Annotated in this window: 14 protein-coding genes; 6 read left to right on the top strand and 8 right to left on the bottom strand. The window is 70.6% G+C overall.

Annotated features, from left to right (window positions below; all coding sequences use genetic code 11):
• Positions 1 to 147: 147 nt before the first annotated feature.
• Both HS109_11815 and HS109_11810 read right to left on the bottom strand, forming a co-directional pair.
• Positions 148 to 10,197 carry a hypothetical protein gene (locus tag HS109_11815; protein MBE7523058.1) on the bottom strand — a complete coding sequence of 3,350 codons (10,050 nt, stop codon included), beginning with the start codon at positions 10,195 to 10,197 and terminating at the stop codon, positions 148 to 150.
• Positions 10,198 to 10,307: 110 nt separating this feature from the next.
• On the bottom strand, positions 10,308 to 10,760 hold the full coding sequence (locus HS109_11810; protein ID MBE7523057.1) for a hypothetical protein: 453 nt from the start codon (positions 10,758 to 10,760) through the stop codon (positions 10,308 to 10,310).
• 518 nt (positions 10,761 to 11,278) lie between these two features.
• On the opposite strand from HS109_11810, the gene HS109_11805 reads away from it, so the two are divergent.
• A complete protein-coding gene (locus HS109_11805; GenBank protein ID MBE7523056.1) occupies positions 11,279 to 12,295 on the top strand; it encodes a peptidoglycan-binding protein in 1,017 nt (338 codons plus the stop codon).
• 229 nt (positions 12,296 to 12,524) lie between these two features.
• Positions 12,525 to 13,655, top strand: coding sequence for a homogentisate 1,2-dioxygenase (locus tag HS109_11800; GenBank protein ID MBE7523055.1), 1,131 nt, complete (start codon positions 12,525 to 12,527; stop codon positions 13,653 to 13,655).
• Positions 13,656 to 13,798: 143 nt separating this feature from the next.
• Here HS109_11800 and HS109_11795 read toward each other — a convergent pair whose 3' ends face one another.
• From HS109_11795 to HS109_11770, 6 genes are all read right to left on the bottom strand, one after another.
• Positions 13,799 to 14,782, bottom strand: a complete 984-nt coding sequence (locus tag HS109_11795) for a TRAP transporter substrate-binding protein (protein MBE7523054.1) — start codon at positions 14,780 to 14,782, stop codon at positions 13,799 to 13,801.
• A gap of 31 nt (positions 14,783 to 14,813) precedes the next feature.
• Positions 14,814 to 16,091: a TRAP transporter large permease subunit gene (locus tag HS109_11790; GenBank protein MBE7523053.1), complete on the bottom strand. Its 1,278-nt coding sequence runs from the start codon at positions 16,089 to 16,091 to the stop codon at positions 14,814 to 14,816.
• Positions 16,088 to 16,657: a TRAP transporter small permease gene (locus HS109_11785; protein ID MBE7523052.1), complete on the bottom strand. Its 570-nt coding sequence runs from the start codon at positions 16,655 to 16,657 to the stop codon at positions 16,088 to 16,090. The genes HS109_11790 and HS109_11785 overlap by 4 nt, the downstream gene beginning before the upstream one ends.
• 160 nt (positions 16,658 to 16,817) lie before the next feature.
• On the bottom strand, positions 16,818 to 17,738 hold the full coding sequence (locus tag HS109_11780) for a DUF3014 domain-containing protein (GenBank protein ID MBE7523051.1): 921 nt from the start codon (positions 17,736 to 17,738) through the stop codon (positions 16,818 to 16,820).
• Positions 17,739 to 17,957: 219 nt separating this feature from the next.
• Positions 17,958 to 18,377 (bottom strand): hypothetical protein, encoded by a 420-nt coding sequence (locus HS109_11775; protein MBE7523050.1) that lies wholly within the window; start codon positions 18,375 to 18,377, stop codon positions 17,958 to 17,960.
• Entirely contained in the window at positions 18,361 to 18,987 is a 627-nt protein-coding gene (locus tag HS109_11770) for a transcriptional regulator (protein ID MBE7523049.1), read from the bottom strand. The genes HS109_11775 and HS109_11770 overlap by 17 nt, the downstream gene beginning before the upstream one ends.
• 142 nt (positions 18,988 to 19,129) lie before the next feature.
• On the opposite strand from HS109_11770, the gene HS109_11765 reads away from it, so the two are divergent.
• From HS109_11765 to HS109_11750, 4 genes are all read left to right on the top strand, one after another.
• Positions 19,130 to 19,567 (top strand): MerR family transcriptional regulator, encoded by a 438-nt coding sequence (locus tag HS109_11765; GenBank protein MBE7523048.1) that lies wholly within the window; start codon positions 19,130 to 19,132, stop codon positions 19,565 to 19,567.
• Positions 19,564 to 21,804, top strand: coding sequence for a VWA domain-containing protein (locus tag HS109_11760; GenBank protein ID MBE7523047.1), 2,241 nt, complete (start codon positions 19,564 to 19,566; stop codon positions 21,802 to 21,804). The genes HS109_11765 and HS109_11760 overlap by 4 nt, the downstream gene beginning before the upstream one ends.
• A gap of 198 nt (positions 21,805 to 22,002) precedes the next feature.
• On the top strand, positions 22,003 to 23,016 hold the full coding sequence (locus tag HS109_11755; protein ID MBE7523046.1) for a hypothetical protein: 1,014 nt from the start codon (positions 22,003 to 22,005) through the stop codon (positions 23,014 to 23,016).
• Positions 23,017 to 23,324: 308 nt separating this feature from the next.
• Complete coding sequence (locus tag HS109_11750; GenBank protein ID MBE7523045.1) at positions 23,325 to 25,961, top strand: tetratricopeptide repeat protein; 2,637 nt, start codon at positions 23,325 to 23,327, stop codon at positions 25,959 to 25,961.
• Positions 25,962 to 25,964 lie beyond the last annotated feature (3 nt).

The raw sequence follows: 25,964 nt of genomic DNA, 5'->3' as shown, positions 1-25,964 counted from the left end.
GCCCGGATCGCCCGCATCGGCGCCTCTCGATCGGCCGGTCGAGGCACGATGCTGCGCCCGCATGGGCTCGTGGCGTGAGCCACCTTCGGTATCGGAGGACGACGAACCCTGGGGCCGCGCGGGCCGGAGCGGCGCCCGGCGCGGCGGTCAGCGCAACAGCCGCGGCCCCGCGGTGAGCGTCGCGGGCGGCAGGAAGGCCTGGGCCCCGGATGCGAACGCCGCATCGCCGAGGATCGTCCCCGCCGCGCCGAATCCGATGCCGGCGAGGCTCCCGGCATGGCCGTACCGATAGGCCAGATCGCCCCCCAGCGCCGAGTTGTCCGAACTGTCGGAGTAGGCGCTTGACATCGTGCCGGCGAGCGTCCAGCGGGTGAGGTTCGGATTGGTGGCGCGCGCGGCGTCGAACGCCGAGGCGATCGCCGCGAAGTTGAACCGCGTCACCCGGTGTTTCCGGGTCGGGTCGGTCGAGCCGGCGAGGTAATCGGTCGAGGCGTCGGTCACCACCTGCAACCGGGCGATCCTGCGGTTCGACGTCGCGACGTACCAGTCCTTCAGCGTGACCTGGTCGGCGCCGGCGTCGAGCACGAGGTCGTTGCCGGACTTCCGCAGGCCGAGGTCGGCGTAGCGGATGCCGCCGCCGAGCGACAGGACGTCGTCCGCGCCGGCCGCGGCGACGATCGTGTCCCTGCCGTCGCCCTTGTTGAACGCGAAGACGTCCGTGCCGGCGCCCGCGGAGATCGTGTCGTCGCCCTTGCCGCCGGCGATGAACTCGCGCCCCGCGCCCCCGGCGAGCGCGTCGGCGCCGAGGCCGCCGTCGAGGAGGTTGTTGCCGGCCGTGTCGCCGACCGTGTCGTTGCCGTCGCCGCCCTGCACGACGTCGTTGCCGTTGCCGCCGGCGAGCGTGTCGTTGCCCACGGCGCCGAACAGGAGATCGTGGCCGTCCGCGCCGGTGAGGACGTTCGCTGCGGCGTTGCCGACGATCGCGTTCGACAGCGCGTTGCCGGTGCCGTTGACCGCGGAGGCGCCGGTCAACGTCAGGTCCTCGACGTTCGCGCCGAGCGCCCAGGCGAGGGCGGTCTCGACCCGGTCGCTGCCGGCGCTCGCCGCCTCGGTAACGATGTCCGACACATGGTCGACGAGATAGGTGTCGTCGCCGCCGCCGCCGCTCATGGCATCGGCGCCGGCGCCGCCGTTCAGGACGTTCGCGGCGGCATTGCCGGTGATCGCGTTGGCGAGTGTGTTGCCGGTGCCGTTGATCGCCGACGTCCCGGTCAGCACGAGGTTCTCGAGGTTCGCGCCGAGCGTCCAGCCGACCGACGCGCGCACGACATCGGTTCCCGCACTTGCGCTCTCGACGACGACATCCGTGGCGAGATCGACGACGTAGCTGTCGTTGCCCGCGCCGCCGGAGAGCCTGTCGGCGCCCGCCCCGCCGTCGAGCACGTTGTTGCCGCCGTTGCCGGTGAGGACGTTCGCGAGCGTGTTGCCGGTGCCGTTGATGCTCGCCGACCCGGTGAGCGTCAGGTTCTCGACGTTGGCCGCGAGCGTCCACGAGATCGCGGCCTGCACGAGGTCGGTGCCCGAAGCCGCGGCCTCGACCGTCGTGTCGCCCGCGGCGTCGACGACGTAGGTGTCGTTGCCGGCGCCGCCGCTCATCGCATCCGCGCCCGCCTTGCCGTCGAGGACGTTGTTCGCGGCGTTGCCGGCGAGCGTGTTCGCGAGCGTGTTGCCGGTGGCGTTGATCGCGCTCGTGCCGGTGAGCGTCAGCCGCTCGACGTTGTTGCCGAGCGTGAGCGACACCGCCGCGAGCACGGTGTCGGTCCCCTCGGACGCATTCTCGGCGATGACGTCGCCGGTGGCCGAGACCACGTAAGTGTCGTCGCCCGCGCCGCCGCGCATCGTGTCGCTGCCCGCGCCGCCGTCGAGCACGTTCGCGGCGGCGTTGCCGACGAGGACGTTCGCGAGCGTGTTGCCGGTGGCGTTGATCGCGAGCGCTCCGGTGAGCGTCAGGTTCTCGACGTTCGCGCCGAGCACGTGGCTCACCGATGCCTGCACCGCATCGGTCCCGGCGGCGGCGCTCTCGGCGATCGTGTCGCCGAGGTGGTCGACGACGTAGGTGTCGTTGCCGGTGCCGCCGGCCATCGTGTCCGCGCCGGCGCGGCCGTCGATCAGGTTCGCGGCGGTGTTGCCGGTGAGGGTGTTCGCGAGTGCGTTGCCGGTGAGGTTGAGCGCCGAACCGCCGCGGAGCAGCGCGTTCTCGACATCCGCGGGCAGCACGTAGGCCACCGAGGCCTCCACGGTGTCGACACCCTCGCCCGCGCGCTCGACGACGACGTCGCTCGCGTGATCGACCACGTAGCGGTCGTTGCCGCTGCCACCCACCAGCTGGTCGGCGCCCGCTCCGCCGTCGAGCGTGTCATTGCCGCCGAGCCCGGTCAGCACGTTCGTGCCGCCACCCCCCTGGAGTTCGTTGTCGAGCGCGTTGCCGGTCGCGTTCGCCGCCGAGGACGTCGACAGATGCAGGTTCTCGAAGTTCGTGCCGAGCGTCGCGCTCACGGCGGAGACGAGCGTGTCGCGTCCTTCGTTCGCGAGCTCGATCAGCGTGTCGCCGCCGTCATCGACCGCGTAGGTGTCGTCGCCCGCGCCGCCCGCGAGCCGATCGGCGCCGGTGTACGCGTAGAGAAGGTTGTTCCCCGCGTTGCCTTCGATGTCGTCGTCGCGCACGCTGCCCCACGCATCGATGTCGGCGCTGCCCGTGAGGCGCAGGCGCTCGATGCCGGGGCCCTGGTACGAGGTCACGGACGCACGCACCTCGTCGGTCCCCTGGCCGTCGAACTCGACGACGACGTCGCCCGGATCATCGACGATGAACACGTCGTTCCCGACGCCGCCCGTCATCGTGTCCGCCCCGGTGCCGCCGTCGAGGTAGTCATTGCCGGCCGCGCCGTCGAGCGCGTCGTTCCCCGAGCCGCCGTCGAGACGGTCGTTGCCCGCGCCGGCGTTCAACTGGTCATCGCCTGCGCGTCCGGACAGCGTGTCGTCGCCCGGCGTGCCGAAGAGGATGTCGTCGGCGTCGCTGCCTCCGCTCGCGAGCGCGAGGATCGCCGCGGTGTCGAGCGAGCCTCCGTCGGCGAGCGTGATCCGATTTACCGCGACGAGATTTCCCTGGAAGCCGCCGCCCACGCGCAGCGTGTCCGGTACGCCGGCGAGCGACAGCACGAGATCGGCGCCGTCGCGGCGGAGGTCGACGTCGGCCATCGCGATGCCGGCGCCGAGGCGGATCTCGTCGATCGCATCTGCACGGAATGTTCCGATCGACACCTCGTCCGCGCCGCCGCCGCGCGCGAAGTGGACGACGGCCTTCGCGCCGGCGTTCACGAGCAGCGTGTCATCCCCGGCGCCGCCATCGAGTTCCGCTTCGCCGGCGTACACAGACAGGTTGTCGCGGCCTTCGTCGCCCAGCAGCAGGTGGTTGCCCGCCGACGCGAACATCGTGTCATCGCCGGCGCCGCCGCGCGCGAGTCCCCGGCTGCCGGACAAGAGGATGCGGTCGGCGCCGTCGCCGCCTTCCGCCACGTTGTCGCCGAACGCGTCGACGAGCCTGTCGTCACCGCCGCCGCCGCGCAGGACGTCGTCGCCGCGGCCGCCTTCCAGATGGTCGCGGCCCTCGCCGCCGTCGAGCGTGTCGTGTCCGCTGCGGCCGAGAAGCCTGTCGTCGCCCGCCCCGCCGGTGAGCGTGTCGTCGCCCGACATGCCGTCGAGTTCGTCGTCGCCACCGGCCGCGTCGAGCGCATCGTTTCCGCCGCGGCCGACGCGCAGGTCGCTCGCGTCGGTCCCGGTCCACGATTCGGCCGGTGCCGAGACGGTGACCGCCTTCTTGGCGATCGCCTCGGCATCGGGCGAGCCGGCGAGAACGAAGCCGGTGCCCGGCTCGATGAGGTCGACGTGTTCGAGGCCGGAGCGAGCCGCGCCGGGGGCGAAGAAGTCGGGGATCGCGATGCGGTCGTCGCGGTCGCGGACGCGCAGCACCAGGTCCTCGCCCTCGCGTTCGACGACGAGGCTGCGATAGTCGGCGAACGGCACGCGCAGGTCGAAGCGCGCCGGGCCGGAGAAGTTCGATTCCTCGCCGCCGAAGGTGATCGAGTCGCGTCCGCTGCCGCGCCCGAACGCGACGTCGATCGGGCCGCCGGAGGCGCCGCTCCAGAGTTCGATGCGATCGTTCCCGGCCCCGCCGTCGGCGAGCGTGCCCGGGTGGCCGACCAGGCGGTCGTCGCCCTCGCCGCCGTAGAGTTCGGTGCGCGCGTTGTTCGCGGAACTGGCGACGAGCAGGTCGTCGCCGCCTTCGCCGTACAGGCGCGACGCGTCGCCGGGCAGGTACGGGTCGGCGACGAGGGTGTCGTCGCCGTCGCCGCCGAACACGTACGCGTTGGTCTCGCGCAGCCTCACGACGTCGTCGCCGTCGCCGGCCTGGATGTCGTCGAGCAGGACGGCGATGCTGCCGAGGCGATCGTCGCCGTCGGTGCCGACGCTGATCGCCTCCGCGATCTCGTCGAAGCCGAACGAGCTGCCGTCGGCGAAGCGCACGCCGCCGAGCGCGTTGGCGTAGCTGTAGTTGGGGTAGGCGCCGGTGCGTGCGAAATGCGAGGCGACCCGGATCGAGTCGCCGGTGTCGCGGATCGTGACGAGGAGCTCGCTGCCGTCGAGGCCGAACGACAGGTCGGCCGCGGTGATGCCCGGCTGCATCTCGACCCAGTACGGCAGGGTGTCCGGGGTGCGCTTCGACGCCGGGTTGTAGAGCGTGATCGTGTCGTGGCCGTCGCCGCGGCCGAACAGGAACTGGCCGCCGTCGAACCAGATATCGTCCCCCGGACCGCCGTACGCGCGACCGCTCCAATGGAGTCGCGCCGCGCCGTCGAGGTCGAGGTCGCCGGATGCCGTGGTGCTGACGCCCGGGGTGAGCAGCGGTGATGAATCGCCGGTGATCGTCGCGCTTGCGCGGGCGATCGCCTGCGCGAGGGTGAGCGATTCGCCGTCGAAGTCGAAGGCGTCGATGCGCGTCGCGGTCATGCCTTCGGGAGCGGACACCGCGTAGGGCAGGCGCAAGCGGCTGCCGTCGGCGAGCGCGGCGATCAGGCTGGTGCCGTCGGTGCGGAACGCGACGTCCGCAGAGCGGATGCCGGACGCGAACCGGACGCGATTGGCGCCCTCTCCATCGATGACCACGTCGTAGCCCGCGCCGGCGCCGAACCGATACAGGTCGTCGCCCGTCCCGCCGAACGCGAAGTCGTTGCCCGCGTCGAATCCGAACGTGTCGTTGCCCGCCGCGCCGAAGCTGAGGTCGTCGCCGCTTCCCGGCGCGACAATGTCGTTGCCTTCGCCGCCCGAGACGAGGTCGTTGCCCTCGCCGGCGTCGATGGTGTCATCGTCGGCGCCGCCCGAGATGAGGTCATTGCCGGCGTAGCCGTCGAGCCGGTCGCGACCCGCGTCGCCCGCGAGCAGATCGGCGAGCGCGCTTCCGGTGACGGTGTCGTCGCCCGCGCCCCCGCGCAGGTCGACCGCGGCCACGGATCCGGCGGTGATCCGGTCGGCGCCCGCGCCGCCGGCGATCGCGCGGTGCGCCGCGTCGGCGGCGAGATCGAGCGCGGCGGGCAGACGCGCGTCGAACAATTGGGCGCGGGTCAGCGTCGTGCCATCGTCGAACGCGTAGCGCACCGGTCCGCCGCGCAGGCCGTCCTCGATGACCGTGCGTCGTCCGCCGCCGAAGTCGATGACGAGGGCATGCTCGTCGGCGCCGCCTGCGGCTCCGCGGGAGAGCGCGATCGAGGAGGCGGTGATGCCCGCGGCGAAGCGCACGGTCGACATGCCGCCCGCGTCGCGCACGCGATCGACGCCGAGGCCGTCGAGCAGGTAGGTGTCGTCGCCGGTGCCGCCGACGAGGAGATCGTCTCCTGCGCCGCCCGCGAGCGAATCGTTGCCCGCACCCGCGGTGAGCGTGTCGCTTCCCGTGCCCCCATCGAGCGCGTCGTTGCCGTCGCCGCCGTCGAGGGTGTCGTTGCCTGCATCCCCCGCGAGCGTGTCGCGACCGAGGCCACCTGCGAGCGTGTCGTTGCCCTCGCCGCCTGCGAGGCGGTCGGATCCCGCGTCGCCCGCGAGCGTGTCGCTTCCCGCTCCCCCTGCGAGCGTGTCGTCGCCGTGACCTCCGAGCAGGCGATCGTCACCGTCGCCGCCTTCGATCGTGTCGGCATCGTCGCCGCCATCGAGCACGTCGTTGCCCGCACCGCCGTCGAGGCTGTCCCGGCCGCCTGCACCGGTGAGCGCGTCGTTGCCCTCGCCGCCGGCGAGGCGATCGGGCGAGACGCCGCCTTCGAGCACGTCGTCGCCGATGCCGCCGGAGAAGTCGGACGCGCCGCCGGGAGAGGTGATGTGGTCGATCGCGGACGAGCCGGACGCGCCGAATCCGGGCAGCGTGATCGGCACGAACATCGTCGAGTGGCGCGAGAGCGCGGCGTCGATGGTGGTCTTCGCGATCGTCGCGCCGTCGGCGAGTTCGATCGCGGGGCGCGCATCGTCGGGGCAGTCGAGCGCGACGGCGAGGAGCGTGTTGCCGGCGAGGATCGCGAGATGTCCCGTGTTGCCCGTTTCGTCCTCGGCGCGCTGGAAGTCGAGCGACGAGGCCTCGATGCCCTCGGGCAGGATGATGTGATCGCCCGGGTCGAGTTCGGCGAGGAAGTCGGGCGCGCCGTCGCTGCCCAGGAGATAGCGATCGATGCCCGGCCCGCCCATCAGCAGGTCCTTGCCGCCTCCGCCGTCGAGGATGTCGTCACCGTCGCCGCCGGAGAGCGCGTCGGAGCCCTCGCCACCGTGGAGGTCGTCGTCGCCCGTCGCGCCGTTCAACCAGTCGGTGCCGTCCTCGCCTGAGATCCGGTCGCTGCCTGCGTCGCCGTGCAGCGCGTCGTTCCCGGATGCGCCGGCGAGCTCGTCATCGCCCTCGCCGCCTGCGAGCACGTCGTTGCCGTCGTCGCCGTCGAGCACGTCGGATCCGTCGCCGCCGAGGAGCGAATCGTCGTCGGCGCCGCCGTCGAGCCAGTCGTCGCCCTCGGAGCCCGCGAGGAGGTCGGCGCCGGCGTTGCCCGCGAGTTCGTCCGCGCCCGCGCCGCCCACGATCTGGTCGCTTCCCGCGCCGCCGCTGACGCGATCGTCGCCCTCGCCCGCGTCGACGACGTCGTTCCCCTCGCCCGCTTCGATGCGATCGTTGCCGCCGCCCGCGCCGCCGACGAGATCGCCCGCAATGGTGTCGTTGCCGAGGCCACCGATGAGCTCGTCATCGCCGAGTCCGCCGGAGAGCGTGTCGTCGCCGTCGCCGCCGTCGAGGCGATCGGCGCCCTGGAACGCCGCGGGGACGCGATCGAGCGCGTCGTCGCCGATCAACGTGTCGTTGCCGAGGCCGCCGAGAAGATCGTCCTTGCCGCCGCCGCCCGTCAGCCGATCGTCGCCGTCGCCGCCGTCGAGGAAGTCGTCGCCCTGGTCGGTGCCGGTCGTCGTCGCGGAGCCGTCGCCGGCGAGCCGATCCGCGCCCGCGCCGCCCGCGATCGCGTCGTTGCCCGCATCGCCCTGCAGGAAGTCGTTGCCTGCCTCGCCGAACAGCGCGTCGTCGCCGCGGCCCGCGAGCACGAAGTCGTTGCCTGCGCCGCCGTACAGGCTGTCGGCCGCGCCACCGGACGGATCGGGCGCGCCGTCGTCCATCCCGGTGAACGTGCGCGTGATCGTGCCGTTCACCTCGACGTCGGACCAGGCCCAGGTGCCGTTGACCGGAGCGACGTCCGCATCGCCGAGAAGCGAGTCGTCGCCTGCGCCGCCGACGAGGATGTCGGTCCCCGGGCCGCCGGCGAGGCCGTCGTTGCCGAGCGCGCCGACGAGGAGGTCGGCATCGTCGTTGCCGGAGAGCCAGTCGCCCTGCGTGCCGGTCGGCGTGCCCGACGACGCGAGCGCGGCACGCAGCGCGACGAGCGGATCGAACGAGGATGCGACGTCCGCGAAGAGCCGGTCGCGGCCCGCGCCGCCCTCGACGATGTCCGCCTCGCTCCCGCCTTCGACGATGTCGTCGCCCGCTTCTCCGTCGAGACGATCGCGGCCCGCGCCGCCCGCGATGCGATCGGCTCCGAGGCCGCCCAGCACGGTGTCGGTGTCGGCGCCCGCGTCGATGCGGTCGTTGACCGCGGTCCCGATGATGGTGTCGCGCTTGTCGCTGTTGCCGTCGCCCGCAATCGTGTTCGTCGTCGCCTGGTCGGGGATGTCGGAGAGCAACGTGAGACCCAGCGCCCCGGCGCGGTCGTCGTCGACCACGACCTCTGTGCCGTCAGGCAGCGTGAGCGTGAGCGGCGAGTTGCGCGTCGCGACGACCTCGACGTCGCGCCCGATGAGCACCGACCAGCGGTTGGCCGCCGCGCGGTCCACGAGGCCCACGCCGGCGAGCGCGAGCGTGCGGCCCGAAGCGTCGATGTAGTCGATGCGCCCGCGCGCGTCGCTGTCGACGATCGTGTCCTTGCCTTCGCCCGCGCGAACGACGTAGGTGTCGTACCCGCTGCCGCCGCGCAACTGGTCGGCGAGGAGGCCGCCGTCGAGGCGATCGTCGTGCGTGCCGCCGTCGAGGATGTCGGCGCCGTCGCCGCCGAGCAGAGTGTCGTCCGCCGCGTCGCCGTCGAGCTGGTCCGCGCCCTCGCCGCCGACCAGGCGGTCCGCGCCGTCGCCGCCACGCAGCGTGTCGTTGCCGCGGCGGCCTTCCAGCGCATCGTCGCCGGCGCCGCCGTCGATCGCGTCGGCGAGCATGCCGCCGAAGAGCGTGTCCCGCGTGCTGAACCCGGTGATCGTGTTGGCGACACTTTCGCTCCCGAACAGTACCCGCTCGGGCGGATTGCCGAGCGAGTCGACGGTGCGGGTGCTGAAGTTGAGTTGCGCCTCGACGTCGAGGTACTGGCGCGCCGGCCCGGAGCGGCGCGAGACCTGCGAGGATCCGTCGGCCTCGTTGCGGGCGACGAGTGCCGCGAGCATCCTCGCGCGCTCGGTGCGCCACGCTGCGCTGTAGTCGGCATCTGCGACGCGCGTTGGCCCGAGGGCGGCGTCGTGCAGCAGCGAGGAGCGCAATCCGCCGTGCGCCGCGGCGAGCTGCGCCTCGGCACCGTTCAACTGGAACGGCGTGAGCCACCGCAGCGCGACGAGCGAGGCGAGCGTCCCCGACGTGGACGAGGCGAGGGCGTCCAGGCCGAGACGCGCGATCGGCGCGATCGACGCGCGGCCGACGAGCGTTTGGTAGGTCGCTGAGTCCGTCAGCGAGTAGAGGTTCGCGTAGAGCGCGTCTCGCACTTCCTGGGGCGTGGGTGTCGCGCGTGTTCCGGAGAGCGTCGTGCGCAAGGCGTCGAGCGCGCCTTCGAGCTTGCCGAGGCCGCGATCGCTCGCGCCTTTGATGATCCGGCCGCTGGTCTCGAGCGACTCTTCGCCAGTGAGGCGGTTGAATGCGTCGTGAATCGCGAGGGATTCGACGAGATGTCCGATCTTGTGGTTGTTCGTGCCTACAAGCCAACCGCCCTTGTCCTCGCCTTCGACCAAGACCGGTGGCGAGGGATGCGCGCCGAGCCCCGCGATCATCGACCACCCGGGTTTCGCACGGACGTTGGTGAACTTCGCGGGATCGTAGGTGCCGCCGGTGATGTGGTAGACGCGCGCGATCTCGTCGAGCACGGGGCGATTGGTGATGCCGCCGAGGCCGGGCGCGTTGTACAGGTAGGCGTGGTCGACGCGGTTAGGGAACTCCAACGCGAGGCCGAGGGCGAGGAAGCCGCCGAGAGAGTGGCCCGTTACCGTGAAGTGCTCCGGGAGCACCTCGTTCTTGATCCACGCCTGGACCTGCTGGCGGAGCGATTGGTACTGACCCTGATACTTGGGTGAGCCGAGCAGGGCGATGTCTACGATGTCCGTTACGCGATCGGCGGCATCGTCGGTGCCGCGGATAGCGAGGACAACTTCACCCGAGCCATTATCTTTGAAGACCGTTACGGACAAGCCATTGGTGTCGGTAATAGGCCCGTAAGGCAGTCCGGTCATCAGGTCGTAGAAGTAGTACGGCTCACTCGAATGCTCGAACTGGTCGCCTACGCGCCATCCATTTGCAAACTCCTCAGCCTGGCGAGCTGAGAAATCCACTCTTTGCAGAGCGCGCGGGTCGATAATTGACGCAGGCAACGTCGCGTATGCGGCGAACGCAAGACTCGCGTTGCGGAGCATGGTGGACTCGTTGACCATTGACTTGCGCCCTATGAAGTAGAGCCGTTGGTGCGGAATGCGCCCTTCACCAACTCAGTTAGATCGTCCCCGGATGGACACACGTAAGGACCCTTTGACAAAAGGGGGCCGCTCACGTTCTGGGCGACCCGGTTGTACGTGACCGTAGTTCCCAGCAGCGCTCCGTCAGCGCGCCGATAGAGTCGATACTCCCATCGAAATATTCGCGCGCCGCTGCCGATGATGTCGGTCTGGGTGTTAGACAAGTAGTAAGGGTGGTCTGGCCTGCCTTGCAAGAGCTGGTGAGCGTCGATCTTTCCGTCTTCGCGCCGCAAGAAGTCGGGTAGCGGGTCGCGAATATAGATCTTGACCCCTCCATCCACCCTGCACAGCCGATCCACCTTCCAATCCGCATACATCACATCGAACCCGCACCCCCCCAGCAACGGAGCGAGCACCAGCCCGGCAATCGCAGCAGCCTTCACGGGTCACCTCCGGCGAAGCGCGTCTGAACGACCCACAAGACTTCCGTTCGAGTCGCAGGCCGGGCTTCTGCAGCGTGGCCCTCCATGCGACCGAATCATCGGAAACGGTACGCCTGTGCGCAATCGTCCGAAAGGCCTAGGCCGTCGTCGGTAGTCAGCGCATCGAGTTCGCCCGTGACCGGCATGGGGGAGCCGTCAGGTTGGACTTCGAGGAATCCTTGGCGCGCTGGTGCGTCGAGGGTTCGTTCGACAAATCCCCGCAGCGACAAGGTGGCCGCGATGGGGATCCGCCATTTCGATGCACCGGAAACCGGAGATCCGCGTCAGCGCGAATCAGTCTGGAGCCACGGCACGCCATGATGCAGATCAGGTTTCGTAGGCGACGAGGCGCGAATCCGTGGTCGATCCGCGGCGCCCGCCGGGGCCGAGACGCGTCGACACTCGCAGGGCGCCACGTTCTGCATCGTGACCGCGACGAATGCGCCGTGCACCGCGCCCCGGTCGCATAATCCCGGATCATGTCCGACTCCCACTCCCTGCGCGCGATTGCTGCCGCCGCGCTCGCGGCCATCGCGCTCGCGGCCCCCTGGGCGCGCGCGCAGGTGCCGGACCGCGCGACGCAACCGACGGGAGCGGACGCGCCGCTTGTGCAGGAGCTGCGCTATCGGACGAACTCGCCGAAGGTGCGCGAGCTGCAGGTACGGCTGCGGCACGCGAAGTACCTGGCCGTCTACGATGTGGAGGACCGCTTCGGCATGGTCACGCGCGAGGCCGTGATCAAGCTGCAGCGCGACAGCGGGCTGCCTCCGACGGGAGTAGTCGATCAGCGGACCTGGTCGGCGCTGCTCATGCGCTCGCGTGCGCCGACGCAGGCCGAACTCGACAACGTCGACGTCGGGCCCTGGTTCACTGCGCCCACGCAGCCGGCCTTCGTGATGGAGCTGCAGCATCGACTCCAGCAGGTGGGCGCGTACTCGGGCGCGATCGACGGAACGTTCGACGCCGCCACGCGGCAGGCGGTCGCCGCATGGCGCACGCGCATTGGCCTGCCGGCGAGCGAGGTGATGGACGAGCGCACCTGGGCGCAGTTGATACGCCGCACCCGAAACCCGCGCTACGCCGAGCTGTTCTCCGCGCCGCCGGAGAGCACGCTGGTGCAGGCGCTCGATCCCAGGTGCACCAGGGGCAGGGTGGTGTGCATCTCCAGGAAGCAGCGGATGATGTCCTACGTCGTCGACGGCAGCGTGCGCTTTACCCGCGAGGCGCGCTTCGCCATGCCTGGCTGGGAGAGTCCCGAAGGAGACTTCCGCATCTGGCACATGAACGCCGACACGGTCTCGAAGATCTTCGGCGAGCGCACGCCCATGCCCTACGCGATCTTCTATCAGGGCAACGTCGCGATCCACTACTCGCAGGACTTTTCCGACAAGGGCTACGACAGCGGCTCGCACGGGTGCAGCCAGATGCGCGACTATCGGGCGGCGAAGTGGCTCTACGAACAGGTCCGGATCGGAGACCGGGTCGTCGTGTACTGACGGCGCCTTGGTGCGCCGCCCGGCTGACCGGGCGGACGTTGCTGACGGACACGCATCGGCCGCGCCGCGACCCGGTCCGCATGGCGGCAAGGCTTCGGTCACGCACGCACCGCACGGGTAGTTGATCCAGATCAGCCCGCCCCGCCCCCGAACGCGGGAAGCTCTCCGTTCCCCATCGCACCCGCCGCGACGCGCGCGCACGCGATCGACCCGCCCTCCGGAGGCCCGCATGAAAAAGTACATCTCGTTCCCGCTGCGCGAAGGCGTCCACACGCGCCAGGCGCACTGCGACATCCCCGACGGCCTCTTCGAGCGCGAGCACGGACGCAACGGGTTCTTCGGCCCGGCGAGCCACATCCTGCACAAGCACAAACCGACGGCGTGGACGAAATGGGAGGGTCCGCTCGAGCTGACGCTGCTCGACTTGAACAAGCTCGGCGACAGCGCGGCCTGTCCGTGGAAGGCGCAGCGCTTCATGCACAACGGGCAGACGCAGGTGCACTTCTGGAAGTTCGGCAGTTCGATGCCCGACCTCGCGCGGAACGGCGACGGCGACATGATCCTGTTCTTCCACCGGGGCGAGGGCGACTTCTACTGCGACTTCGGGCACATGGCCTACCGCGAGGGCGACTACATCAACATCCCGCGCGGCACGACCTGGCGGCTCGAGACCCAGGTGCGCAACGAGGTCCTGACCATCGAGGCGACCGAGGACCTGTTCGTGCTGCCCGAGCGCGGGATCCTCGGCCACCACGCGCAGTTCGACCTCGCCGTGCTCGACACGCCGAAGATCGACGACGCGTTCAAGGCGCAGTACAGCGAGAAGGAGTCGCGGGTGCTCGCCAAGCGGCGCCAGCAGGTCACGACGATCACCTTCCCCTTCAACTTCCTCGACGCGGTCGGCTGGCACGGCGACTGCGTGCCGGTCAAGCTCAACTGGCGCGACATCCGCGAACTGCTGTCGGACCGCTACCACCTGCCACCGACGGTGCACGCGACGTTCCTGTCGAACACGATCATCGTGTGCACGTTCGCGCCGCGCCCGATCGAGAGCGACCCGGGCGCGCTCAAGGTGCCGTTCTTCCACAACAACGACGAGTTCGACGAGGCGATCTTCTACCACCAGGGCAGCTTCTTCAGCCGCGACAACATCAAGCCCGGCATGTTCACGCTGCACCCGTCGGGCTTCCACCACGGCCCGCACCCCAAGGCGTTCGCGGCGGCGGCGGCCAACAACAAGGGCGAACGCCGGTACACCGACGAGGTCGCGGTGATGATCGACTCGCGCTATCCGCTCGACCTCGACGCCCGCACGGAGGCCGTCAAGGTGCACGGCTACCTCGACTCCTGGAAGGAGTAGGTCGTCAGCCGGGGCGCAGCGGGCCGCGGCGTCCGCAGCGAGCATCCGGCCGGTGATCCGCGTGGGGCGCGCTCGCGTTCACGCAGTCCGCAAGACGACAAGGGCGCCGCGAAGGCGCCCTTGTCCGTCGATGCCGCGCCCAATCACTTCCTGAGCGTCGCCTCCACCTGCTTGACGAGATCCGCGCCGACGTCGGGCGTGAACATGTCCCACACCGGCTGCACGCGGGCGCGCATGCGGGCGCGCTCGGCGTCGGTCACCTCGTTCACCTGCATGCCGCGTTCGGCCATCATCTTCTGCGCCGAGTCGGACTGCGCGCGCGCGACCTGCCGCTGGTAGGTGCGGGCCTCGATCGCGGCGTCCTTCAGGATCTTCTGCTGGGCAGGCGTGAGCTTGTCCCAGAACTTCTTCGACACGAGCGGGATGAACGCGCCGTAGCTGTGGCGCGTGATCGACAGGTACTTCTGGACCTCGAAGAGCTTGAGCGCGGCGATCACGGCGTTGGGCGTGCCCTGGCCGTCGATCGTGCGGGTCTCGAGCGCGGTGTAGAGCTCGGGGACCGCCAGCGGCACCGGGTTCGCGCCGAGCGCCTTGATCGTCTCCTGCGTGATCCGCGCCTGGATCGAGCGGAACTTGAGCCCGCTGAAGTCCTCGACGCGCGCGATCGGATGCTTGCTGTTGGTCGCGTTGAAGAACCCGTTCTCCCAGTAGGCGAGGCCGACGAGCCCGTGCGCCGGCAGGGTGTCCATCAGCTTCTGCCCGATCGGGCCGTCGAGGACCTTCTCCGCTTCCTCGGAATTCCTGAACAGGAACGGGAAGTCGAGGATCTCGTAGGGCTTCGACATGCCGGTGAGCGTCGTCGTCTGCGGCACCGTGAACTCGACCGTGCCGCCCTGCAGCGCGGAGGTCACCTTCACGTCGTCGCCCAGCGCGCCGCTGTAGTAGGGCTTGATGTCGATCTCGCCGTTGCTCTTGGCCTTCACCAGCTCGACGAACTTCGCCACGCCCTGTCCCTGGTGCGACTTCTCGGGCAGCGTGACGGCGAACTTGCCGGTGACCACCGCCGCGGCGGGGCAGGACATCGCGACGGCCAGGAGGCCGGCGAGGAGAGTGCTGCGGGACTTCATGGGTGCCTCCTTGGAAATGGGGATCGAAATGCTAGCGCCACCACTCGGCCGGCACGGTCACCAGCGCCGGGAACAGGATGAGGAGGATCAGGAGGCCGACGAGCGCCAGCAGGAACGGCCCGATGCCGCGCGCCGCCTCCGTGAACGTGACCTTGCCCACCGAACTGACGACGTTGAGCACGACGCCGACGGGCGGCGTGATCATGCCGATCGAGCAGTTCATGATGAACACCACGCCGAAATACACCGGATCGATGTCCGCCGCTTTGACGATGGGCAAGAAAACCGGCGTGAAGATCAGCACGATGGGGATGAAGTCCAGCACCATGCCGGCGAGGAAGACCACGATCATCATGGCCGCCATCAGGACCAGCGGGTGGTCCGAAATGGTCTGCAGCCAGGACCCGACCTGACCGGAAATGTCGGTCACGGTGATCATGTACGACGCCACCATGGCGAGCGCCGCCAGGAGCAGCACGACCGAGGTGGTCTGCGCGGTGGACAGCAGGCAGTGGTAGATGCTGCGCCAGGTGAGTTCGCGGTAGACGACCAGGCCGACGAACAGCGCGTAGGCGGCCGCGACGACCGCCGACTCGGTGGGCGTGAAGATGCCGAAGCGCAGGCCGCCGATGATGATCACCGGCAGCATCAGCGCCCAGCCCCCCTGCCCCAGCAGACGCAGGCGGCGCCCCCAGGGCACGCGCGGCGTCAGCGCCACGTTCTGGCTGCGCGCCACGAACCACCAGGCGATGACGAGCGCGAGCCCCATCATTACCCCCGGCACGATGCCGGCGAGGAACAGGCGGGTGATCGACACGTTCGCCACCACGCCGAAGATCAGGAAGCCGATCGACGGCGGAATGACCGGCGCGATGATGCCGCTCGCGGCCATGAGCCCGCAGGCACGCGCCGGGTCGTAGCCGGCCCGGCGCATCATCGGCACGAGGATGGCCGCCAGCGCCGCGGTGTCGGCGACCGCCGAGCCCGACAGGCTCGCGAGCAGGAGTCCGGCCGAGATCGCGACGTATCCCAGGCCGCCGCGCAGGTGGCCGACGAACGCGCTCGCCATCTCGACGATGCGCTTCGACAGTCCGCCGGCGTTCATGAACTCGCCGGCCAGGATGAAGAACGGCACCGCCATCAGGACGAAGTTGTCGGCGCCCGAGATCGCGTTCTGGACCACGATCTGCGCGTCGAACTGGCCGGTCACGAGCATCAGCGCGACGCCCGCGAACATCAGCGCGAACGCGATCGGAAGCCCCAGCGCGATCAGCCCGAGGAGCGTCGCGAGGAAGACGACGGCGGTCACGACGGCTCCTTGTTCGAGCGCGACGGGCGAGCCGTTTCATGCTCGATGCGTTCGGCGAGGTCCTCGATGCGGTCGCCGAGGTCGCGGGTGAGATCGTCGTCGCGGCCGCGCAGCGCCTGCAGCACGTTGTTGCACACCGGGAAGATCAGCGCCACGCCGAACACCAGCGCGACGCCGTAGAGCCACGCGTACGAGATCCCGAGCACCGGATAGCTGTTGCCGAGGTTGATCGTCGTCTGCTGCCAGCCGCCGACGATGAAGATGACGCAGCCGACGAGGATCAGCGCGCCGTTGAACGCGATGAGCCCGCGCCGCGCGCGCGGCCCGACCCAGCGGTGAAGCGTGTCGAAGCCGATGTGGCTGTGGCGCGCCGACGCGAGGACCGCGCCGAGGAAGATCAGCCAGACGAACAGGAGCCGCGAGAGCTCTTCGGAGACGGCGATGCCGGAGTTGAACGCGTAGCGCAGCACCACGTTGCCGAAGACGAGGATCCCCATGAGCGCGAGGGACGCGACGATGAGGATCTCGAATCCCCGGACGACCCCGCGGGCCAGCTTCGCAACCATCGACGCTCCTCCGATGCCCGCACATTCCCCGGGCGGTTGGTCTCGTGGACCCCGACCCATCGCCTGGGACTGGGATTCCGAACGGCGGGCCGCGTCGAGTCGACGCGCCTTCGATGCGGGCGCAGCGTCGCCGCGGCGCCCGCGTGGGTACGACCCGAGCTTACTTCGCTGCCTCCTTCGCCGCCGCGCCCTCCTTCGCCACCAGCGCGCGAATCTCCTTCAGCTTCGCCTTGGTGCGCGCCGCGTTGTCCGGTCCCATGCGCAGCAGGATCTTCTGGCCCGAGGGCAGCGCCTCGAGCGCCGGGTCGGCGTACTCGAAGAACACCTTCGGCTGGACCACCGCGAGCTGGCCAGGCTGCTCGCGCGTCGCGATCAGGAGGTCGAGCACCTGCACCAGGCGGTCGTTGAAGTGGCCCTTCGGGTAGCCCAACTCGCGGTAGGCTTCCTGGAACAGCGGGTAGAAGCGCACGTAGAGCGCGACGAGCTTCTCCGAGTTCACCGCTTCGAGCGCGCGCACGAGCGGCGTGTAGCGCGCGGCGTTCTGTGCGCTGATCGCGAGGTGGCCGTCGCGGGTGCCGACCTCGAACTTGCCGGGCACGGGCTTCAACGGCGAGAGCCGCTGCGCGTAGGTCTTGCGCGGCAGGTTGTCGACGGTTGCGACCACGCGGCGGATGAAGTCCTGCGAGATCAGGTAGCGTGCGATCGCGTCGCGGTCGATCGCGCCGGCGAGCCCCTCGCCGAGCGCCTTGTCGCTCTCCGCGAGCACGGGCAGCGGCTCGGCCGGCGAGGTGGTCTCGATCGGGAACTGCGGCGCGGTGTCGCGCGGCTCTTCCTTCGGCGGTTCGGTGGGTGCAGCCGGGGGCGGCGCGACGGCGGCGACCGGCGCGGGCTTCGGCGCGAAGGTCGTCGACCAGAAGTACCAGCCGATGCCGCCGATCAGGAGCAGCAGTCCGATCGCGATCAGCCATCCGCCCGACGACGGGCGTCCGCCGGCCGCGCCGCGATGGGCCGATACATCGTCTGACGATAGACGCAGGTCGGGCTCGGTGTCGTTGAGGTCGGGAGGATTCGCGGGGTTCATGGTCGTCTCCGAGGCGTGCCGCAGGGTCGATGGTAGTCCCGCGGGGGCGGACGGGAAATCGGCCGGGTCGCTCACGCTCCGCCCGCATCGGTCGACGTGCTCGCACGATGCGGCGCCGCATCGATCCGTCGCGGCTCCGCGCTTCATCGCGCCGGCGACCTCGCTGCACTGGAACGCTCGTGATCGTCGTGCTTCGTCGAGAGCTCAGGATAGGTGCGTTCACGGCGGAGGCAGGCGGTCCAGCGCGTCCAACACCTTCCCGGCCGCCACGATCACGGCATCGACGAGCGCGGGCTCCACGCCGATGTCGCCGCGGTACTCGGCGAGATTCCGGTGCGCGTGCGCCTTGTCCAGGACTCGCCACACTTCAGGTCCGAGCCCGAGCGTGTGCGGCAGCACCTGGAAGACGATGTAGCGTTCCTTCGCGCGATAGCCGGTTCGGCGCAGGGCCGCGAGGGCGAGCGAGAACGACGCGTTGTAGGCGAGGTCGAACCGGCTCTCGATGCCGAGCGTGGGGTTGGCCGCATCCGTGAGCCGGACGCGGCCCATCCGCACCAGGCGGTCGAACTCCTTGCGGTCGGGAGGCTCCGCGGAGAGCGACCTGCCGGCCTTCACGAGATTCTCAAGCGGCGAGGACATCGTCGGATCCGATGAGCCACAGCTTCGGTTGCTGCACGACGCGCGTGACGAACGCGCTCTCGTCGCGCAGCGCCTGCGCGAAGCCCGCGCGGTCGTAGATCGTCGGATTGACCTTGCGGCCGAGCTCTTCGCTCGCTGCTTCGAGCGCGGCGAACACCTCGGCATAGCCGATCGAGTCGCCGACGATCATCAGGTCGATGTCGCTCGACGCGGTGTCCTGCCGCTTGGCCACGGAGCCGTACACGAACGCCGCGGCGATCGCGCCCGCGAAGGGCGCCAGCGCGGCCTTCAGCGGCTCCGCCAGTCCGAACGTCTTGCGAACGATCGCTGCGAGTTCCTCGAAGATCGGCGAGTCGCGATTGGCCTGGTAGTGCTTCTGCGTGCCGATGCGGCGCACCGTGACGAGTCCGCTCTGCTCGAGGCGGCCGAGGACGCGCTGCACCGCCCCTCGTCCTGCACGGGCGAGCCCGATGAGCTCGGTCGAGAAGAAGCTGCGGTCGGGCTGGCCGAAGAGCAGGGCGAGTACCCGCTGCTCGGACGACGCGAACAAGGCGTCGGCCAGGCCCTTGGGGCGGGAGGTCCGGTTCGAATCCGATTGCGACGTACCCATTTCGGGTACTTTACGACCGAAATCGGGTATGTTCAATCAGAGCAGCGAGTTGCGGCCGCTTGGGGCCTGCATTTGTATTCCTCGGTCCCATTTCCGACGAACGGCAGTTGATTACGACAGTAAAAGTGGCATTATCTGCGGCATGAACGCGCCGCACCCCGGATCGCCCTCCGCGCCCACGCACTCGCTCGACGACCTCTCCGCGCTGGTCGACCTGCCGAAGCGCACGGTCCGCTACTACATCCAGCTCGGCCTGGTCGACCGCCCGGACGGCGAGACGCGGGCGGCCCGCTACGGCGCGCGGCACGTCGAGCAACTGCTGCAGGTCCGCAAGTGGACCGACGCGGGCGTGTCGCTGGAGCGCATCCGCGAACTCTTGGCGGGGGAGACCCCGCCGGTCCCGCCGCGACCGCGCGCGGCCGGATCGGTCGAAGTGGTGAGCCATCTGACGATCGCGGACGGGCTCGAACTCACGCTCGAGCCGGGGCGCGCGGGGCTCTCGCCCGAGGCGACGCGCGCGCTCTTCCGCGGCGTGATGGCGCTCTACGAAGACATCCGAAAGAAGGAAGGCGAGTCATGAGAGACGAACCCGCGATGCTCCGTTCGACCACCGGCGAGACGATGACGCTCGAAGGCGTCGACGCGAAGGGCCGCGTACGCGGCCTGCTGTTCGAACTCGACGTCGAGCAGCGCTACCGCAATCCGCGCGACACCAACGTCGAGGCGATCTACACCTTCCCGCTGCCGAGCGACGCGGTGATCCTCGGGCTCGACGTCACGCTGAACGACCGCAAACTCGTCGCCGCGGTGGTCGAGCGCAAGGCCGCCGAACGCAGCTACGAGGAGGCGATCGACAAGGGCGACTCCGCGATCATGCTCGAGCGCGCGGCCGACGGCCTGTGCACGCTCAACCTCGGCAACCTGATGGCGGGCGAGCGCGCGACGATCCGCTACCGCTACGCACGGCTCCTGCGCTTCGAGCACGGCAGCGTGCGCATCACCGTGCCCACCGTGATCGCGCCACGCTACGGCGATCCGCAGGCGGGGGGCCTCGCGCCCCACCAGGCGCCGGCGAGCGACCTCGCGGTCGCCTACCCGTTCACGCTCGCGATCGACCTCGAAGGCGAGATCGCCGCCGGCACGCTCGCCTCGCCGTCGCACGCGCTTTCGATTGCGGCGACCGCGACCGGCATGCACGTCGGCCTCGCGGGCGGTGCGTTCCTCGACCGCGACTTCGTGCTGACCGTCGCCGGCCTCGAAGGCCGCTCGCTCGCGGTGGTCGCGCGCGACGGCGAGCGCTACGTCGCGCTCGCGAGCTTCTGCGCCGACGTGCCGAAGGCGGCGGATGAGTTGCCGCTGACCGTGAAGCTCCTCGTCGACTGTTCGGGTTCGATGGGCGGCGACAGCATCGACGCCACGCGGCGCGCCCTGCACCGTATCCTCGCGAACCTCGACGCGCGCGACCGCTTCTCGTACTCGCGCTTCGGCTCGAGCGTCGTCCACGAAACGCAGGGCCTCGTGCGCGCCGACGAAGCCGCAGTGCGCGCCGCGGCGCTTCGCGTGGGGCAGACCGACGCCGATCTCGGCGGGACCGAGATGGAATCCGCGCTGGGACAAGTGTTCGCGATCGGCGGACGCGACGGCGCCGCCGACGTGCTGATGCTGACCGACGGCGAGGTCTGGAATGCCGAGCACCTGATCGCGGAAGCGCGCGGCGCGCATCAGCGCGTGTTCGTCGTCGGCATCGGCAGCGCGCCCGCGGAAGGCGTGCTGTCGAAGCTGGCCGAGGCGACCGGCGGCGCCTGCGAGTTCGTCGCGCCCAACGAGGACGCCGAAGCCGCGATCCTGCGCATGTTCTCGCGCCTGCGCGCGCCGCGCGTGGAACGCGCCGACGTAACCTGGCCGGCGACGCCCGGCTGGGCGACGCCGCTGCCGCGCGGGCTCTTCGGCGGCGAGACGGTTCACGCGTACGCGGGATTCGACACCGCGCCCACCGGCGCCGTCGCGATCGCGCTGCACGCGAAGGCCGGAACACCTCCGCTCACTGCCGCCACGGAGATCGGCGCGACCATCGTCGAGGATCGCACGCTCGCGCGCATGGCGGCGGCGCGGCGCATCGAGTCGGCGAGCGAGGACGAAGCGCTGCGTCTCGCGCTCGACTACGAACTCCTGACCGCGCGCACGAACCTGCTGGTCGTGCACGAGCGCGCGGCGGAGGAGAAGGCCGCCGACCTGCCGCAACTCGCGCAGGTCGCGCAGATGCACGCGGCGGGGTGGCATGGAGTCGGCAGCGTGCGCCGACTCGCCAGCATGAGTGTCGATAGCGCAGTCGTTGACTTCGCCTGCTTGGACCGGTTGCCCAACTTTGGCGACCTGACCAGTCGCAGCGCTTCGACGTGCGGCCTGTACGTCCATTCCGATCCGCGCCCACCCGAGGTTTCCGAGGGACGCTCGAACGCTTCCGCTCCGGATGCGCAGGGCGCCTCCGACACGCTCGACGCGTTCCTCCGGCGCCTCGCGGCGGACCATGCGCAGCGGGTGCCGACGACGCTGCGGGAGTTGCTCGATCTCGGCGTGCCCGCGGCGATCGTCGAGCGCATCGCAACGCTCGTCGGTAGCGATGCGAGTGAAGCGGACGTCGTCGCGGCGTTCGTCGCGGAGGCTGTTCGACGCGACAGGAGCGCGTCGCCGCTCGCGTGGCTCACGCCGCGCGCGCTGCGGCATCGCCTGGCGGCGCGCCGCTCGACACCGGAGCTTCGCAACGCGGTCCGGGGCGTCGTCGACGAATGGAGCACGTCGTTCGCTGTCGTGGGTTGAGCATCGCGGGACGGGCCGCGCAGCGACCTGCGCGGCCCGCAGCGGGGCGATCCCCCGTCAACGGGCCGGCCCGGCGGTGCGTTTGAGGCGATGCTCGTCCGGGAGCAGAATGCGCCGTGTGCCGGCGGATTCGTGATCTCCCGGCACCTTGCCCGCGACGCCGGACCCGGAAGCCGGTTCCCTCCCGTGGAGCACACCATGCGCCGAGCCCTCGTTCCCACCCTCGTCCTCGCAGCCGCGGCGCTCGCGATCGCCGGCATAGCCGATGCACGAGGTCCCGGAGGCGGGGGTGGTGGTGGAGGTGGCCGCGGCGGCGGCTCATGGAGCGGCGGCGGTCACGGCGGCTCGGGCGGCGGATCGTGGGGCGGCGGCTCGTGGAACGGCGGCGGCTCCTGGAACGGCGGCCACGGCAGCTGGGGCGGCTCGGGCGGCGGTTCGTGGAGCGGCGGCGGCGGATCCTGGAACGGCGGCTGGCAGAACACCGGCGGCCGATGGCACGGCGGCTCGTGGAACGGCGGCTGGCGCGGCGGCACCTGCTGGAACTGCGGCTGGGGCTGGCGCGGCGGCTGGGGCTGGGGATGGAACACCGGATGGTGGGGTCCCTGGGGCGGCTGGTGGTGGCCCGCCTGGGGCGTCGGGACCGGAGTCGCGATCGGCGCGACCTGGCCGTGGTGGGGCACGACGACGGTCGTGGCGCCCGCGACGACGACGGTCGTTGTGCCGTCGAGCGGCTGGGACGCGTCGATGCCGTCCGGACAGATCGTCCGGCGCGAGCCGCCCCCGGCATCCGTTTCGGGCAACGCGCCGATGGTGCGGCTCTTCTGCCCGACGACGCAGGCGTTCTATCCCGACGTGACGCAGTGCTCGCAGACCTGGGTGCAGGTGCTGCCGGGACCGGCGGGCGGCACACTGCCGCAGTCGAATTCGCCGCAACCGGCCGCGCCCTCGCCGCAACCCTACGCACCGCAGTCGGACACGCCGCAATCGCGCGCGCCCTACGGGGCTCCGGCGGCGCCCGCCGGAGCGTCGCGCGGCTATGACGTTACCGCGTCGGCTGCTTCGCCTTACGTGAAGGCGAGCGCGCCCGCATCGCGCAGCGAGCCGATGGCGACGGCGTATCCCGCGCGTCCGCGCATCCTCGTGCCTGCGCCCCGCGCGGACCTGCCGCGCCGCGCGACCGCGACGCAACTCGCGCAAACGCAAGTCGACTGACGGCGTTCTTCGCCGTCGCGTAGTTCGCGGAGCTCGGCTTCGGCTGGTCCCGGGCAGGAGTCAGGAGTCAGAGGACAGAGGCCAGAGGCCAGAAGCGCCGACGACTCCGGTGGCGGCGCATCAAGCGCCGTTGCGAGATTGCCGTGAGTTCGGCCCCACCCGAACGACTTTCGCCTCGACGGATCGAACCTCGTCAGGCTAACGTTCGACCCACAAGGCTGCCGCAACGGCGCTCAATGCGCCGCCACCGGAGATATCGGCGCATCTGTCTTCTGTCCTCTGACTCCTGATTCCTGAATCCGCCCGCCATGACCGCCGCCGCCGGCCTCGTCACGTTCCTGTTCACCGACATCGAGGGCTCCAGCCGTCTCTGGGAGACCGAACCGGAACGGATGCGCACGGCGCTCGCGCGTCATGACGCGCTGATCCGCGGCGCCGTCGGGCGCCATCGCGGCACCGTCGTCAAGATGCTGGGCGACGGCGTGCATGCAGCGTTCGATGATCCGGCCGATGCGATCGAGGCGATCGTCGCGCTGCAGCTCGCGATGGGCGAGCCGCCGCCGGCAGGCGGACTCGCGCTGCGCATCCGCAGCGGGCTCAACTGCGGCGCGGTCGAGCGCCGCGACGGCGACTTCTTCGGCAGCGCGGTCAATCGCGCGGCGCGCATCATGAGCGTCGCGCACGGCGGCCAGGTGCTGCTGTCGCAGTCGGTCGTCGCGCTCGTCGTCGATCGCCTGCCCGACGGAGTGACGCTGCGCGACCTGGGGCTCGTGCGCCTGCGCGACCTCACGAGTCCCGAGCACGTCTTCCAGGTCCTGCACCCGGCGCTGCGCCACGATTTCCCGGCGCTGCGCTCGCTCGAAGCGACGCCGAACAACCTGCCGCAGCAGGTCACGACGCTCGTCGGGCGCGAGCGCGAGATCGCCGAGGTCAAGCGCCTCCTGACGACCACGCGGCTGCTCACGCTCGTCGGCGCAGGCGGCATCGGCAAGACGCGCATCGCGCTGCACGCCGCCGCCGAGGTGATGGACGACTACGCGAACGGCGTGTGGTTCGTCGATCTCGCGCCGCTCTCCGACGTCCGGCTGGTGCCGCAGACCGTCGCGACCGCGCTGGGCGTCGCCGAGGAGGCCGGCTCGACCTACACCGATGCGCTGGTCCACTTCGTGAAGGACAAGCAGCTGCTGCTCGTGCTCGACAACTGCGAGCACCTGCTGCATGCCTGCGCCGACCTCGCAACGCATCTCCTGCGCGCGGGGGCGGAGTTGCGGATCCTCGCGGCGAGCCGCGAGGCGCTGCGCGTCGCGGGCGAAACGAGCTACCCGGTGCCGGCGCTCTCGGTGCCCGACGCGCGCGTGCCCGTGACGCTGGAGACGCTGCGCCACTACGAAGCATCGCGATTGTTCGTCGAGCGCGCGGCGGCCGCGAATCCGCGCTTCCAGCCGACCGCGGCGAACGCCGCGTCGATCGCCGACATCTGCCGCCGGCTCGACGGCATTCCGCTCGCGATCGAACTCGCCGCCGCGCGCGTGCGCGCATTGCCGGTCGAGGCGATCGACGCGCGGCTCTCCGATCGCTTCCGCCTGCTCTCCGGCGGCGACCAGACCGCGCTCCCGCGCCAGCAGACGCTGCGCGCGCTGATCGACTGGAGCCACGATCTCCTCACCGAACCGGAGAAGGTCCTGCTGCGGCGCCTGTCGGTGTTCGCCGGCGGGTGGACGCTGGAATCCGCGGAGGCGGTGTGCGGCGGCGGGACGCTCGCCGACGGCGACGTGCTCGACCTCCTCGCGCATCTCGTCGACAAGTCGCTCGTCGCGATGGACGCCGACGGCGCGCGCTACCGGCTGCTCGAATCGGTGCGCGCGTACGCGCGCGAGCGCCTCGAAGCCTCGGGCGAAGCGCCGGACATCCGCTCGCGCCATCTCGACCACTTCGTGCGGTTCGCCGAAGAGATGCGGCCTGCGCTCAACGGTCCGGAACGTCCGCGGGCGCTCGCGCGCTACGACGCGGAGCGCGAGAACCTCGTCGATGCCTACGGTTGGGCGGCGAGTTCCGAGGGAGGAGGCGAGAAGGGTCTGCGCCTCGCGCACGCGAGCGGCTCGTACCTGTTCATCCGCGGGCAGCCGGGCATGGCGCTGCGCATCAGCCAGGACGCCCTGTCGCGTCCCGACGCGCAGGCGCCGACGCCGGCCCGCTGCCGCACGCTGTTCGACGTCGGCCAGCAACTCTGCTTCACCGGAAGCTACGCGGAGGCGCAGCCGCACCTCGAGGAATGCCTGGCGATCGCGCGCGCGTCCGGCGACCAGGCGATGGTCGCGCGCGTGCTGCAGCCGCTCGGGATGGCGGCGTTCGGCCGCGGCGACCGGAAGGCGGCCCGCGACTACCTCGCGGAGGGCGTGGAACTCGCGCGCCAGATGGGCGACAAGCGCGAACTCGCGGCCGCGCTGACCGGACTCGCGCAGATCCATCGCGTGGAGGGCCTGCTCGAGCCCGCCGAGCCGCTGTACGACCACGCCGTGGCGCTCGCGCGCGAGATCGGTGATCGCGAGAGCGTCGCGATCGGACTCCTGAACCTCGCGATGGTGTCGATCGGGCGCGGCGTGGGCGAGCGCGCGGCCGGGATGCTGCGCGAGGTGATCGCGATCGCGGCCGAGACCGGATCGAAGCAGGTCGGGCAGTGCGCGCTCGACGTGTCGGCGGGGCTCGGCGCGTGGTGCGGCGAGTGGGAGCGGGCGGCGCTGTACTTCGGCGCCGCGCAGGCGCAGGTCGACGAGACCGGACTCAAGCGCGACCCGGCCGACGAGGCGTTCCTGCTGCCGCTCATCGGCCGCGCGCGCGAGGAACTCGGCCCGTCCGCGTTCGAGCAGGCGGAGCGCCTGGGACGGGGGCGCTCCTACGACGAGGCGATCGACGAGGCGCGCTCGTGGCTCATGCGCGCCTCGTGATCG

Source organism: Burkholderiales bacterium, assembly GCA_015075645.1.
Lineage (GTDB): Bacteria > Pseudomonadota > Gammaproteobacteria > Burkholderiales > Casimicrobiaceae > VBCG01.
Note: the sequence above shows the minus strand (reverse complement) of the source record. Positions and strands in the feature narration are given on the sequence as shown.